Below are 13,934 nucleotides of genomic sequence, written 5' to 3' on the forward strand. Positions count from 1 at the left end.
GGCACATGGCGCAAATCGATTGCGGTCGGGCGCGGGGGAGGAGGGTCAGGAGGCGCACTCCAGGACGGTGCCGCACACCCCGCACCGGGCCCGCAGCGTCCGCCCCGCCGGGATCCGCAGCCGCTGGCGGCAGACCGGGCAGGGGAAGGAGACGCCGGTCGCGGGGGCCCCGCCGTCGAAGGCGTACGGGGCGTCCCCGCCGGCCCGGCCCCGGCGCCGCTCCCAGGCGTACCGGCGGCGCTCGACCGGCCCGGCCCCGGCGAGCGGCGGCGCCGTCCGCTCCCGGCGGGCCTCCGCCCGGCCCCGTACCCACGCGTCGTACGCGACCGGGCTGGTGAACCACGGCGACGGGTCCTCGCCGAACACCTCGGCCCGCTTGGCGAGGACGTAGCCGAACTCCTCCGGGGTCAGGTAGCCGAGCCGCTGGCGCTCGACGCCGTCCTCGCGGTACGCGTCGAGCAGCAGCCAGCCGGCGCCCAGGTAGGCGGCGGTCACGTCGGTGAGGATCTCGTTCTCGGCGGTGCGCGGGAAGCTCAGGCCGAGGCGGTGCAGCAGCACGTGGGCGATCTCGTGCGCGAGGACCGCGCCGATGTCCCGGCGGCGGGTCCGGAAGCGCTCGTGCACCTCCACGGAGTACTCGGGTCCGGGCGTGAGCTCGACGGCGCCCGCGTGCTCCATCGGCCGGAAGTCGACCACCATCCGGGCGTCGGGGAGCCCCAGGTGCCGGACGAGGGCGCGGGCCACCCGGCGGGTGGCCAGTCGCAGGTCCTCGTCGTCGCCGATCGCCGTCTCGGAGGCGGGCACGCTGACCGGATAACGCCGTATCCCGTCGGGGGAGAGGCGGCGGTGGAGCGCGGTGAGCGAGGCCCCGACCACGGCCCGGTGCGGAAAGCCGTGGACGACACGGTCGGCCTCTCGACGGTGCGGCATGCCGGATCCCTCCTTCCGTTCACTGTACGGTCCCTCACATCGCATCTGGCCGAAAAGGCTTCCTTGTGACGGAGGTTGAGCGCTGTTCATAATGCGGACCACACCTTGACGGGCGCATGTCATGAGCCGTCGGGGTCGACCCCCCACGAGAGAAGGCAGATACGTGAAGAAGAACAGAATGGTCCGCGCGCTCCAGAAGCTGGCCGCCGCCGGCGCCGTCGTCCTCGCGGCCGTCAGCCTCCAGCCCACGACCACGGCCTCCGCCGCCCCGGCCCCCGTCGTCGGCGGCACCCGCGCCGCCCAGGGCGAGTTCCCCTGGATGGTCAGGCTCTCCATGGGCTGTGGCGGCTCGCTGATCAGCCCGCAGGTCGTCCTCACCGCCGCCCACTGTGTGAGCGGCTCCGGCAACAACACCAGCATCACCGCCACCGCCGGAGTCGTGGACCTCCAGAGCAGCAGCGCCATCAAGGTCAAGTCGACCAAGGTCCTCCAGGCCCCCGGCTACAACGGCCAGGGCAAGGACTGGGCCCTCATCAAGCTCGCCAGCCCCATCACCTCCCTGCCCACCCTCAAGCTCGCCGAGACCACCGCCTACAACACCGGCACCTTCACGGTCGCCGGCTGGGGTGCCGCCCGCGAGGGCGGGGCGCAGCAGCGCTACCTGCTCAAGGCGAACGTCCCCTTCGTCTCCGACACCTCCTGCAAGGCCTCCTACGGCAGCGACCTCGTCCCCGCCGAGGAGATCTGCGCCGGCTACGCCCAGGGCGGCACCGACACCTGCCAGGGCGACTCCGGCGGCCCGATGTTCCGCAAGGACAACGCCGGCGCCTGGGTCCAGGTCGGCATCGTGAGCTGGGGCCAGGGCTGCGCCCGGCCCAACTACCCCGGCGTCTACACGGAGGTCTCGACCTTCGCCGCCGCGATCAAGTCCGCCGCCGCCACGCTGTAGCGGCACCCCGTGAACGGGCGCTCCGGGGCGGCCTCGGCCCCGGAGCGCCCCTCCCGTACACCGGGCCGGTGTGGGCCGGCCCGGTGTGCACGGCCCGCAGGATCCCCTTATTCAGTGCGCAGTCATTCGGTGTGCGGTCACAGCACGTCGAGCTCGACCCCGGCCCCCGCCGCCCCCTCCAGCTCAAGCACCCACACCTCGTTCGCCCCCTCCCGCAGCACCGGACCCGGCACGAACAGCGCCTCCTGCGGACCGGCCGACCAGTAGCGGCCCAGACAGAAGCCGTTCACCCACACGAAGCCCCGGGTCGCCCCCGGCAGCCGCAGCACCGCGTCCCCCGCGCCCGCCACGTCGAGCGTCCCCCGCAGGAGCCCCGGCCCGGAGCCGACCTCCTCGAAGGACACCTTCCCGACCGCCGCCGCCCCGAACGCGTCCAGCCGCAGCCCCCGCGCCCGCACCCCATGCAGATACTGCCGCTCGTGCCGCACGCCCCCGGTGATCCCCTTCGGCTCCGCAAGCCGCGGCCCGTAGTTGACCCGGCCCAGGGACTCCACCCACAGATCCACCACCGCCGGACCGGCCACCGGCTCCACGAGCGCCACGTCCTCCCCGCCGCCCGTGTCCAGGACCCCCGCGAGGACCCCGTCCACGTACACCACCGCCCGGTCCCGCAGCCCCGTCACCCCCAGCGGATACGGCTGCCGGGGACCCGGCACCGCCACCCGGTAGCGCACCAGACCCCGGTCCACCCCCAGCTCCTCGAAGGTCGGCGGCACCGCCGCCACCACCTCCCCGTCGCCGAGCACCTCCAGAACCGCGTCCAGCGGCGCCCACCCCTCGAAACCCGCCCGCACCGGGACCGCGAGCCGGGCCGGGGGCTCCGGCACCTCCGGCAGCGGACCCTCCGCGTACTCCGCGAGCACCTCCCGGAAGCGCCAGAACTTCTCCGTCGGCCGCCCCGCCTCGTCCACCGGCGCGTCGTAGTCGTACGACGTCACCGTCGGCCGCAGCGGACCGTCGTGCAGCTCCCCGTCCCGGTTCGCCCCCGCCCAGCCGCCGAAGTTCGTCCCGCCGTGCGCCATGTACACGTTGACCGACGCCCCGCACTCCAGGACCTCCCGCAGCGCCACCGCCGCGTCCCCCGCCTCCCGCACCGCGTGCTCCGTGCCCCAGTGGTCGAACCAGCCGCACCAGAACTCCATGCACATCAACGGCCCCGACGCCCGGTGCCGCCGCAGCGCCGCGAAGCCCTCCCGCGCCCCCGAACCGAAGTTCGCCGTCGCCAGCACCCCCGGCACCGACCCGCCCGTCAGCATGTGGTCCTCCGGGCCGTCCGAGGTGAACAGCGGCACCACCACCCCGCACTCCCGCAGCAGCCCCGCCAGCCACTCCAGATACACCGGATCGCTGCCGTAACTCCCGTACTCGTTCTCCACCTGCACCAGGACCACCGGACCGCCCTGGTCGACCTGCCGCTCCACCACCTGCGGCAGCAGCCGCCGGAACCAGGACTCCACCGCCGCCAGGAACTCCGGGTCCCGGGTCCGCACCCGCCGCCCGAGCGGCCCCGTCAGCCAGTGCGGCAGCCCGCCGTTCTCCCACTCGGCACAGATGTACGGCCCCGGGCGCACGATCGCCCGCATCCCCGCCCGCCCCACCGCGTCCAGGAACCGGCCGAGCGCCGCCACGTCCCCGTACCGGCCCGGCCCCGGCTCGTACAGGTTCCACGGGACGTACGTCTCGACGCAGTCGAGGCCCATCGCCCGCAGCATCCCGAGCCGGTGCTCCCAGTGGCCCTCGTGCACCCGGAAGTAGTGCAGCGCCCCCGAGAGCAGCCGCACCGGCCGCCCGTCGAGCAGAAAGTCCTCGTCACCCACAGCGAACGTGCTCATGGGCACCACCTCACCCCCTGGCGGCGAACCCGTCCATGGACAAAGATCGTCGCAGTTTGGACGTTAGGGCCCGCCCGCCCGGGGCCCTGGGGAAGGGGCACCACCGGCATGTACCACACCTGGATGCGCTACTTCACGCCCAGCCCCGTCCACCACCGCCTCGGCCTCGTCTGCCTCGGCGTCGGACTCCAGCACGGCACCCTGCCCACCGTCGGACCCCGCACCCTCGACCACCACGTGGCCGTCGTCGTCTCCGCCGGCGGCGGCTGGTACCGGGGCGCCGACGGACGGCGCACCACCGTCACCGCCCCCGCCCTGATCTGGCTCACCCCCGGCACCCCCCACCACTACGGCGCCGACCCCGGCACCGGCTGGGACGAGGCCTTTGTCGACTTCTCCGGACCCGCCACCGCCACCTACACCGAACTCGGCTACATCGAACCCGACCGGCCCGTCGTCCCCCTCGCCGACGCCGCCCCCGCCCGCGCCGCCATCGCCCGGATCGCCCGCGCCGCCCGCCCCGGCAACCCCCTCCTGGAGGTCGAGACCGGCGCCGCCGTCCACGAACTGCTCGTCGCCCTGCGCCGCGCCCGCGCCGACACCAACGCCGACGGCGACCCCGTCCTCGCCGCCCTCGCCCGCGACGCCTTCCAGCCGCTCTCCGTCGCCGAACACGCCACCCGCCACGGCATGACCCCCGCCGAACTGCGCACCGCCGTCCGCCGCGCCGCCGGCTGCAGCCCCAAGGACTACCTGCTCACCGTCCGCCTCGGCCGCGCCAAGGAACTCCTCGCCGCCACCGAACTCCCCGTCTCCGCCGTCGCCCGCCGCGTCGGCTACGACGACCCCGCCTACTTCTCCCGGCTCTTCACCCGCCGGGTCGGCACCGCCCCGATCCGCTTCCGCGAACAGCAGGGCCGGTCCGTGCCCGGCGGCTGGAGCAACCGCGTCCCGGATCCCGAACACCCTCCGACGATCCTCCCGCGCTCCGTCTAAGCTCGCAGGTCATGAGCGATTCCACCCCGGCCCCCGCCCCCTCCGCAGCCACCGACGAGGCCGCGCGCGCCGAGCTGACCCGGCTGCGCGACAGCATCGACAACATCGACGCGGCGGTCGTCCACATGCTCGCCGAACGCTTCAAGTGCACCCAGCAGGTCGGCGTCCTCAAGGCCGAGCACCAGCTCCCGCCCGCCGACCCCGCCCGCGAGGCCCGCCAGATCGCCCGCCTCCGGGAACTCGCCGAGAGCGCCAAACTGGACCCCGCCTTCGCGGAGAAGCTCCTCAACTTCATCATCGCCGAGGTCATCCGCCACCACGAGACGATCGCGGACGGAACGCGCTGACGAAGCGCCCCCGGCACGACACGACACGAACACCCACGGAGCCCCGATGACCCGCGTCACCGTCTTCACCCTCGGCGGCACCATCTCCGCGCGCGGCGGCGACGCGGCCCGCATGACCGGCCGGGAGGTCCTGACCGCGCTCGGCGCCCCCGAGGACGTCGTCCTCCGCGACTTCCGCCGCGTCCCCAGCTCCACCCTCACCCACGCCGACCTCGCCGACCTCGCCGCCGAGGTCCGCGCCACCGTCGCCGCCGGCTCCGGCGTGGTCGTCGTCCAGGGCACCGACACCCTGGAGGAGACCGCCTTCCTCCTCGACCTGCTCTGCACCACCGAGCGCCCGATCGCCGTCACCGGGGCCATGCGCCGCCCCGACCTGCCCGGCGCCGACGGCCCCGCCAACCTCGCCGCCGCGCTCGCCGTCGCCACCGACCCCGCCTGCCGGAACCTCGGCGTCCTCGTCGTCCTCGCCGACGAGATCCACGCCGCCCGTCACGCCCGCAAGACCCACACCACCTCGGTCGCCACCTTCGCCTCGCCCGGCGCCGGCCCCCTCGGCACCGTCGTCGAGGGCGAGCCCCGGATCCTGCTCCGCCCCGCCACACCCGCCACGCACCGCCCGCTGGCCCTCGACCCCGAGATCCGGGTGGCCCTGGTGACCCTCTCCCTGGGCGACCGCGGCGAACTCCTCGAAGCCGTCGACCACCGCTTCCAGGGCCTCGTCGTCGCCGCCCTCGGCGCCGGACACGTCCCCGCACCGCTCGTCGAACCCCTCGCCGGGATCGCCGCCCGCGTCCCCGTCGTCCTCGCCTCCCGCACCGGCGGCGGAACGACCCTCTCGCACACCTACCGGGGCCCTGGCTCCGAACACGACCTGCTGCGCCGCGGACTCGTCCCGGCCGGCCCGCTCGACCCCGCCAAGGCCCGGATCCTGCTCCACGTCCTGCTCTCCGACGGCGCCGCCGGCCCGGCCGGCTACGACCGCCCCCGCATCACCGCCGCCTTCGCCCGCCTGAACGGCACCCGAACCGCCGTCTAGGGCCCGTCCACCGGACGGGCCCCGGGGCACGGCCCGCCGATCCGCCCCGGTCCTCCCCGGCCCTCAACCGGACGGGACCCAGGGCACGCACCGCCGATCCGCCCCGGTCCTCCCCGGCCCTCAACCGGACGGGCCCCGGGGGACGGCCCCGCCGATCCGCCCCGGCCCTCCCCGGTCCACAGGGCGTCCCAAGCCCCGGCAAGGTTCTTCCCACCCCCCTGCCCGCCGCCCCGGCCATCGGGCAGCATAGGGCCCATGTCCGTACTGACGCGCGACGAAGCGCAGACCCGTGCCCAGCTCCTCGACGTCCACCGCTACCTGGTGGACATCGACCTCACCACCGGCGCCGAGACCTTCGAGTCCACCAGCACCGTCCGATTCACCGCCCGCGCCGCCGGGGACACCTTCGTCGAGCTCAAGCCCGTCACCCTGCACTCCGCCACCCTCGACGGAGAGCCCCTCGACCCCGCCGCCCTCGACGGCAACCGGCTCCCGCTGAGCCTCACCGAGGGCGAACACGAGCTGCGCGTCACCACCACCATGCGCTACTCCCGCACCGGCGAGGGCATGCACCGCTTCACGGACCCCACCGACGGCGAGTCCTACGTCTACACCCAGCTCTTCATGGAGGACGTCCAGCGCGTCTTCGCCGCCTTCGACCAGCCCGACCTCAAGGCCGTCTTCGAGGTCACCGTCACCGCCCCCGACGACTGGACCGTCCTCGCCAACGGCATCACCGAACGGCAGCCCGACGGCACCTGGAAGGCCGCCCCCACCCCCCTGCTCTCCACCTACTTCGTCTGCGTCGCCGCCGGCCCCTGGCACTCCGTCCGCACCGAACACGCCGGCCTCCCCTTCGGCATCCACTGCCGCCGCTCCCTCGCCCCCCACCTCGACGCCGACGCCGACGAGATCCTCGCCGTCACCAAGGCCTGCTACGACCGCTACCACGAGAAGTTCGACGAGCCCTACCCCTTCGACTCCTACGACCAGGCCTTCGTCCCCGAGTTCAACGCCGGCGCCATGGAGAACCCCGGCCTCGTCACCTTCCGCGACGAGTTCGTCTTCCGCTCCGCCGTCACCGTCACCGAACGCCAGACCCGCGCCATGGTCATCGCCCACGAGATGGCCCACATGTGGTTCGGCGACCTCGTCACCCTCCGCTGGTGGGACGACATCTGGCTGAACGAGTCCTTCGCCGAGTACATGGGCTACCAGACCGTCAACGAGGCCTGCTCCGACCTCTTCCCCGACACCTGGATCGACTTCGGCGTCACCCGCAAGGCCTGGGGGTACGAGGCCGACCAGCGGCCCTCCACCCACCCCGTCGCCCCCGACCCCGAGGCCGTCCCCGACACCGCCTCCGCCCTCCTCAACTTCGACGGCATCTCCTACGCCAAGGGCGCCTCCGCCCTCCGCCAGCTCGTCACCTGGCTCGGCGAGAAGGACTTCCTCGCCGGCATCAACATCCACTTCAAGCGGCACAGGTTCGGCAACGCCACCCTCGCCGACTTCATCGACAACCTCGCCGCCGCCACCGACCGCGACGTCCACGGCTGGGCCGAACAGTGGCTGCGCACCACCGGCGTCGACACCCTCACCCCCCGCCTCGACGGCGAAGGCCTCCACTGGAACCTCACCGTCGACCGCGCCGGCACCCGACCCCACCGCATCTCCGCCGGCCTCTACGACCGCGACCCCTCCGGAGACCTCGTCCCGCGCGAACGCCGCGAACTCGACGTCCCCCAGGACACCCCCGCCGAACTCACCGGCCCCCGCCCCGCCCTCGTCGTCCTCAACGACGGCGACCTCACCTACACCAAGCTCCGCTTCGACGAGACCTCCGAGGAATCCGCCCTGCGCGGCCTCTCCCGCATCCCCGACCCGCTCACCCGCGCCGTCGTCTGGAACGCCCTGCGCGACATGGTCCGCGACGGAGACCTCGCCCCCGTCGAATACCTCGCCGTCGCCGGAGCCCACCTCACCGAGGAGACCGAACTCGCCCTCGTCCAGGGCGTCCTGGCCTTCGCCCGCCACCAGATCGCCGACCGCTACGTCACCGCCGACGAACGCCCCGCCGCCCTCGCCACGATCAACGGGATCGCCCGCGCCCTGCTGCGCCGCACCGAGGACGGCGAAGCACCCGGACTGCGCCTCACCGCCGTCCGCACCCTCGTCGACAGCGCCACCACCCCCGACAAGATCGCCTCCTGGCTCGACGAGGGCACCGTCCACGGCGGCCCCGAACTCGACCCCGAACTGCGCTGGCGCATCCTCGCCCGCCTCGCCGTCCTCGGCGCCACCGACGAGCCCGCCATCGCCGCCGAACTGGAACGCGACCCCAGCGCCACCGGCCAGGAGGGCGCCGCCCGCTGCCGCGCCGCCCTGCCCCACCCGGAGGCGAAGGCGACCGCCTGGTCCGCGCTCTTCGACTCCGACGACCTCTCCAACTACCTCTTCACCGCCACCGCCCAGGGCTTCTGGCAGCCCGAACAGGCCGACCTGGTAAGGGAGTACGTGCCCCGCTTCTACGAGGCCGCCGCCGCCCTCGGCGACCGGCGCGGCCCCGCCATGGCCGAAGCCGCCGGCCGCCACGCCTTCCCGGCGTACGCGGTCGACACCGACTCCCTCACCCTCGGCGAACGCCACCTCGCCGACACCCCCATGATCCCCGCCCTCCGCCGCAAGCTCGTCGACCAGCTCGACGACCTCCGCCGGGCCCTGCGGGTCAGGGAAGGCTGAGCCGGGCGTGGGGGGGGGGGGGGGGCGCGCGCCCCCCCCCCCCCCCCCCCCCCCCCCCCCCCCCCCCCCCCCCCCCGCCGCCCCCCCCCCCCCCCCCCCCCCCCCCCCCCCCCCCCCCCCCCCCCCCCCCCCGCCCCACCCCCGTCGCCCCCCTCGCCCACCTCCGCGGGCCGGTGGGGGTTTGTTTGGGGGGGGGGGGGGGGGGGCCCCCCCGGCCCCCCCACCAACCGCCCCCGAAACACCACCCCGTGTCCCCCGTTCGGGTCACACCCCCGCACTCCCCGGACAAACCCCCGCACCCCCCGGCACCCTGTCGTCCATGCGTGCCGCACCCCCACCCCTCGCCGGAGGCGCCCCCGGCGCCGACGCCCTGCGGCCCCTCCTGGGCACCGTCCTCGAAGCCCTGCGCACCGGAGCCGAGGAACGCGGCGGCCCCCTCCCCGCCGGAGGACCCGACGCCGTCGCCCACCGCACGGCGGCACTCGGAGCCGTACTCCCCGAGACCGGAACCGGCCCCGACGAAGCCCTCCGCACCCTCGTCCACGCCCTCGCCGCCGGCGCCGCCGACCCCGCCCACCCCCTCTGCGCCGCTCACCTCCACACCCCGCCCCTCGCCCTCGCCGCCGCCGCCGACCTGGCCGCCTCCGCGCTCAACCCCTCCATGGACTCCTGGGACCAGGCCCCCGCCGCCTCCGCCCTCGAAACCCTCGTCACCACCGCCCTCGCCGCCGAGATCCACCCCCGCGCACCCCACCCCGACGCCCTCGTCACCACCGGCGGCACCGAGTCCAACCAACTCGCCCTCCTTCTCGCCAGAGAACGCCACACCGGGAAAGGCCCCCTCCGCACCGTCGTCGGCGCCAACGCCCACCACTCCTTCCGCCGCGCCGCCTGGCTCCTCGGCCTCCCCGCCCCCCTCGTCGTCCCCACCCCCCACGGCACCCTCGACCCCGAAGCCCTGGACGCGGCCCTGACCGCCACCCCAGGCCCGCTCCTCGTCGCCGCCACCGCCGGCACCACCGACGAAGGCCTGATCGACCCGCTGCCCGCACTCGCCGACGTCTGCGCCACCCACGGCGCCGACCTCCACGTCGACGCCGCCTACGGCGGCCCCCTCCTCTTCAGCCGCACCCACCGCCGGCTCCTCGACGGCCTCGACCGCGCCCGCACCGTCACCGTCGACCTGCACAAACTCGGCTGGCAGCCCGCCGCCGCCGGACTCCTCGCCGTCCGCGACACCACCGACCTCACCCCCCTCGCCCACACCGCCGACTACCTCAACGCCGACGACGACACCGACGCAGGCCTCCCCGACCTCCTCGGCCGCTCCCCGCGCACCACCCGCCGCCCCGACGTCCTCAAGGCCGCCGTCACCCTCCGCGCCCTCGGCCGCACCGGACTCGGCGCCCTCGTCGACACCTGCATGGACCTCGCCCAGGACCTCGCCGACCGCGTCGAGAAGACCCCCGGCCTCCACCTGCGCGCCCGCCCCACCCTCACCACCGTCCTCTTCCGGCCCCACGACGCCGACGACACCACCGTCGCCGCGATCCGCCGCTCCCTCCTCACCGGAGGCCGTGCGGTCCTCGGCCGGGCCCGCGCCGACGGCCGCCTCTGGCTCAAAGCCACCCTCCTCAACCCCCACGCCACCCCCGGCGACCTGGACCACCTCATCACCCTCGTGGAAGGCAGCGCGCACCCATGACCGGCAACACCCCCGAACAGGACACCGACCGGCCCCACAACCCCCCGCACACACCGGACCCCGACCACCCCCACGACCTCGTCGGCATCGGCATCGGCCCCTTCAACCTCTCCCTCGCCGCCCTCGCCCACGGCGTCCCCGGCGGCCTCTCCACCGCCTTCTACGAACAGCGCCCCGCCTTCCACTGGCACCCCGGACTCCTCATCGACGGCGCCACCCTCCAGGTCCCCTTCCTCGCCGACCTCGTCACCCTCGCCGACCCCGCCAGCCCCTGGACCTTCCTCAACTACCTGAAGAGCCGCGAACGCCTCTTCCCCTTCTACTTCGCCGAGAAGTTCCACATCCAGCGCGCCGAGTACGACGCCTACTGCCGCTGGGCCAGCGAACGCCTCCCCGGCCTCCACTTCGGCCACCAGGTCGACTCCGTCCGCTGGAACCCCGAACGCCGCCTCTTCGAAGTCGACTACACCCAGATCGACCCCGACGGCGAAACGGAAGCCCTCGGCCGCGCCCACACCCGCAACATCGTCCTCGGCGTCGGCACCGAACCGTACGTCCCCGAACCCCTCCGCCCCCTCGCCGACGCCCCCGGCGTCCCCGTCGTCCACTCCGCCGACTACCTCACCCACCGCGAGACCCTCCTCGCCGCCGCACACGTCACCGTCATCGGCTCCGGCCAGTCAGGCGCCGAGATCTTCCTCGACCTCCTCCGCGCCCGCCCCGCCGGAGCCGAAGGCATCCACTGGCTCACCCGCACCGAGGCCTTCGCCCCCATGGAGTACTCCAAACTCGGCCTCGAACACTTCACCCCCGACTACACCCGCTACTTCCACGCCCTCCCCGAACAGGTCCGCGACGACCTCGTCCCCCGCCAGTGGCAGCTCCACAAGGGCATCGACGACACCACCATCACCGCCATCCACGACGAGCTCTACCGCCGCACCCTCCACGGCGGCTGGCCCGACGCCGTCCTCACCCCCGGCGTCCGCGTCCGCACCGCCGGCCGCGTCGCCACCACCCGCGTCGAACTCCACCTCGAACACGTCCAGCAGTCCGCCCGCACCCGCCTCACCACCGACGCCGTCGTCCTCGCCACCGGCTACCGCGAACGCCCCCTCGACCGCATCCTCACCGGCCTCGACCCCTACGTGCGCCACGACTCCGCCGGACGCCCCCGGATCGACGAACACCACCGCCTCGTCCTCGACCCCTCCGTCACCGGCGCCGTCCACGTCCAGAACGCCGAACGCCACACCCACGGCGTCGGCGCCCCCGACCTCGGCCTCGCCGCCTGGCGCAGCGCCACCATCCTCAACGCCATCACCGGCAAGGAGCCCTACCCCCTCCCGCGCCGCACCGCCTTCACCAGCTTCGGCCTGGAAACACGAGAGGCGCCCGGCATCCCGGCCCAGGGCCGGAAGCTGACGCCTCTCGTCCAGTACTGACCTACGGATCAGAACACCGGCACGCCGTCCCGGGTCAGCCTCCAGTCCACCGACGCGAACTGCCCCGGGTCGACCGTCCCCTTCGCCCGCACCCACTGGATGATCGTGTTCCGGATCTCGTCCGAGTTCGCCCACACCTGCTGCGCGCTCGCCACGTGCGGGAACGCGCCGCCACCGCTCGCCCGGTAGTTGTTCACCGCGAGCACGAACTTCGCCGCCGGATCCAGCGGCCTCCCCCCGAAGGCCAGGTTCACGATCCGCGACCCCACCTCCTTCGCGATGTCGATCTCGTACGTCAGACCCGACACCGCGTCGTAGTTGTAGTCCGGCGTGCCGTCCGCGTTCGTCAGCTTCGCCGTGTCCACCGCAGCCCCCGCCGGAGTCCGCACGTAGTACCGCGCCGAGAACTCCAGGTAGTCCTTCAGCTGGGCACCCGTGAGCAGCCGCGCCTCAAGGGTGTTCTCGAACGGGTACAGACCCGCCGCGTCCTTGATCGTCACCTGACCGGCCGGGATCCGGGCCGTACGGGAGAAGCAGGAGGCCTGCGAGAGCACCGGCAGACCCGCGTACGCGCCACCCGCCAGCGCCGCCCTCACCGTCTCCGCCTGCACCACGTTGATCAGGTCGATGATCGGCTCGTCCTTCCACGGCGCGTCCGCCGTGGTCATCGCCGAGACCGAGGTGCCGATGACCTGGTTGACGTACGCGACCACCTTCCGGTGCTCGTCCGAGAGCAGCCGCACGATCTTCCGGTCCTCCTCCACCGTGTTGGAGTTCAGGACCTGCGCACCGACCTTCTCGACCGTCCAGCGGCCCCGCTCCCACACCAGGTCGAAGTCGAAGAGCGTGAGCCGCTGCCCCCACTTCAGCGGCTCGGAGAGGACGACCTCCTCGCCCGTCTCCTTGTTCTTCACCCGGTACTCGGGGATCTCGGTGTGCGCGTGCCCCACGAGGATCGCGTCGATGCCCGGCACCTGCTCGGCCACGAGCCCCGCCGCGTTCTCCACGTACGGCAGCTGGTCACCGTACGACGACGTACCGCTGGAACCGGAGTGCGCCGAGACCACCACCACGTCCGCACCCATCGACCGCAGCTTCGGCACCCACTTCGCCGCCTGCTCCTCCAGACCCGGGAAGACCATCTTCCCGCCGACGTTCGCCTTGTCCCAGATCGCGATCCCCGGGTTGGTCAGACCCAGCACGGCCACCTTCACGCCCCGGCCGCACGGCGTCCGCAGCCGGTGCATGCTGTACGGCGCGAACGCCGGCCGCAGCGTCTTCGCGTCCAGCGCGTTGGCACCCAGCAGCGGGAAGTCGCACTGCTCCTCGAACTTGCGCAGCACCGGGATGCCGTAGTTGAACTCGTGGTTGCCGAGCGCGGCGGCGTCGTAGCCGATGGCGTTCATCGCCTGCGCCATCGGGTGCACCGGACCGCGCCGCGCGGTGATCGGGTCGACCTTGGCGTAGTAGTACGACAGCTGGGTGCCCTGGATGGTGTCACCGGCGTCGATGAGGAGGGTGTTGCGCCGCCCCTTCTCCTTCCGCACCCGCTCGACGAGCGTGGAGATCTTCGCGAGGCCGACGTCGTTGTGCGCCTTGTCGTCGAACTCCTTGTCCGTGAAGTAGTCCCAGTTGAAGACGTTCCCGTGCAGATCGGTCGTCCCCATGACGGTGAAGGAGTACCGCTCGGCCGGCTTCGGACGGTGCCCGTGCCCGGGTCCGTGGGCCTCGGCGTGGGCGACGGCCCCTGCGGTGAGGGCGGCCCCGGCCCCGACGGCCACGGAGCCCTCCAGGAACGTCCGGCGGTTCAACGGCATGTGCTTCTCCTCGGTTCAGTGGCGTCGCCCAGCTGCACAACGCGCGTAGATTCTGGCCCAGGAGAACCGCCCGCA

The 13,934-nt window shown here is 73.6% G+C and carries 10 protein-coding genes; 7 read left to right on the top strand and 3 right to left on the bottom strand.

Annotated elements, in window-relative coordinates; all coding sequences use genetic code 11:
- Positions 1-45 precede the first annotated feature (45 nt).
- Positions 46-930: a hypothetical protein gene (locus tag ACWGSR_RS11150; protein ID WP_453565529.1), complete on the bottom strand. Its 885-nt coding sequence runs from the start codon at positions 928-930 to the stop codon at positions 46-48.
- Between the two features lie 178 nt (positions 931-1,108).
- Here ACWGSR_RS11150 and ACWGSR_RS11155 point away from each other — a divergent pair, with 178 nt between their 5' ends.
- The gene (locus ACWGSR_RS11155) at positions 1,109-1,879 is read left to right on the top strand and encodes a S1 family peptidase (RefSeq protein WP_376240164.1); all 771 of its coding nucleotides are present in this window, start codon (positions 1,109-1,111) and stop codon (positions 1,877-1,879) included.
- Between the two features lie 137 nt (positions 1,880-2,016).
- On the opposite strand, the gene ACWGSR_RS11160 is transcribed toward ACWGSR_RS11155, so the two are convergent.
- Positions 2,017-3,771 (bottom strand): glycoside hydrolase family 35 protein, encoded by a 1,755-nt coding sequence (locus ACWGSR_RS11160; protein ID WP_453565532.1) that lies wholly within the window; start codon positions 3,769-3,771, stop codon positions 2,017-2,019.
- A gap of 108 nt (positions 3,772-3,879) precedes the next feature.
- Between ACWGSR_RS11160 and ACWGSR_RS11165 the strand changes: the two genes are divergently transcribed.
- The 6 genes from ACWGSR_RS11165 (at position 3,880) to ACWGSR_RS11190 (ending at position 12,042) form a co-directional block, all read left to right on the top strand.
- The gene (locus ACWGSR_RS11165) at positions 3,880-4,767 is read left to right on the top strand and encodes an AraC family transcriptional regulator (protein WP_453565534.1); all 888 of its coding nucleotides are present in this window, start codon (positions 3,880-3,882) and stop codon (positions 4,765-4,767) included.
- A gap of 11 nt (positions 4,768-4,778) precedes the next feature.
- On the top strand, positions 4,779-5,114 hold the full coding sequence (locus ACWGSR_RS11170; protein ID WP_453565536.1) for a chorismate mutase: 336 nt from the start codon (positions 4,779-4,781) through the stop codon (positions 5,112-5,114).
- Between the two features lie 46 nt (positions 5,115-5,160).
- Entirely contained in the window at positions 5,161-6,150 is a 990-nt protein-coding gene (locus ACWGSR_RS11175) for an asparaginase (RefSeq protein WP_453565539.1), read from the top strand.
- A 255-nt stretch (positions 6,151-6,405) separates the two neighbouring features.
- The gene (pepN, locus tag ACWGSR_RS11180) at positions 6,406-8,892 is read left to right on the top strand and encodes an aminopeptidase N (protein WP_376240131.1); all 2,487 of its coding nucleotides are present in this window, start codon (positions 6,406-6,408) and stop codon (positions 8,890-8,892) included.
- 319 nt (positions 8,893-9,211) lie between these two features.
- Positions 9,212-10,597: a pyridoxal phosphate-dependent decarboxylase family protein gene (locus ACWGSR_RS11185; protein ID WP_376240134.1), complete on the top strand. Its 1,386-nt coding sequence runs from the start codon at positions 9,212-9,214 to the stop codon at positions 10,595-10,597.
- Positions 10,594-12,042, top strand: a complete 1,449-nt coding sequence (locus ACWGSR_RS11190) for a lysine N(6)-hydroxylase/L-ornithine N(5)-oxygenase family protein (protein ID WP_376240136.1) — start codon at positions 10,594-10,596, stop codon at positions 12,040-12,042. Before ACWGSR_RS11185 ends, ACWGSR_RS11190 begins: the two co-directional genes overlap by 4 nt.
- Before the next feature lie 8 nt (positions 12,043-12,050).
- Here the strand turns inward: ACWGSR_RS11190 and ACWGSR_RS11195 are convergent, their stop codons facing one another.
- Positions 12,051-13,859, bottom strand: a complete 1,809-nt coding sequence (locus tag ACWGSR_RS11195) for a bifunctional metallophosphatase/5'-nucleotidase (protein ID WP_453565543.1) — start codon at positions 13,857-13,859, stop codon at positions 12,051-12,053.
- Between the last annotated feature and the right edge of the window lie 75 nt (positions 13,860-13,934).

This window comes from Streptomyces sp. NPDC055632 (genome assembly GCF_053618675.1).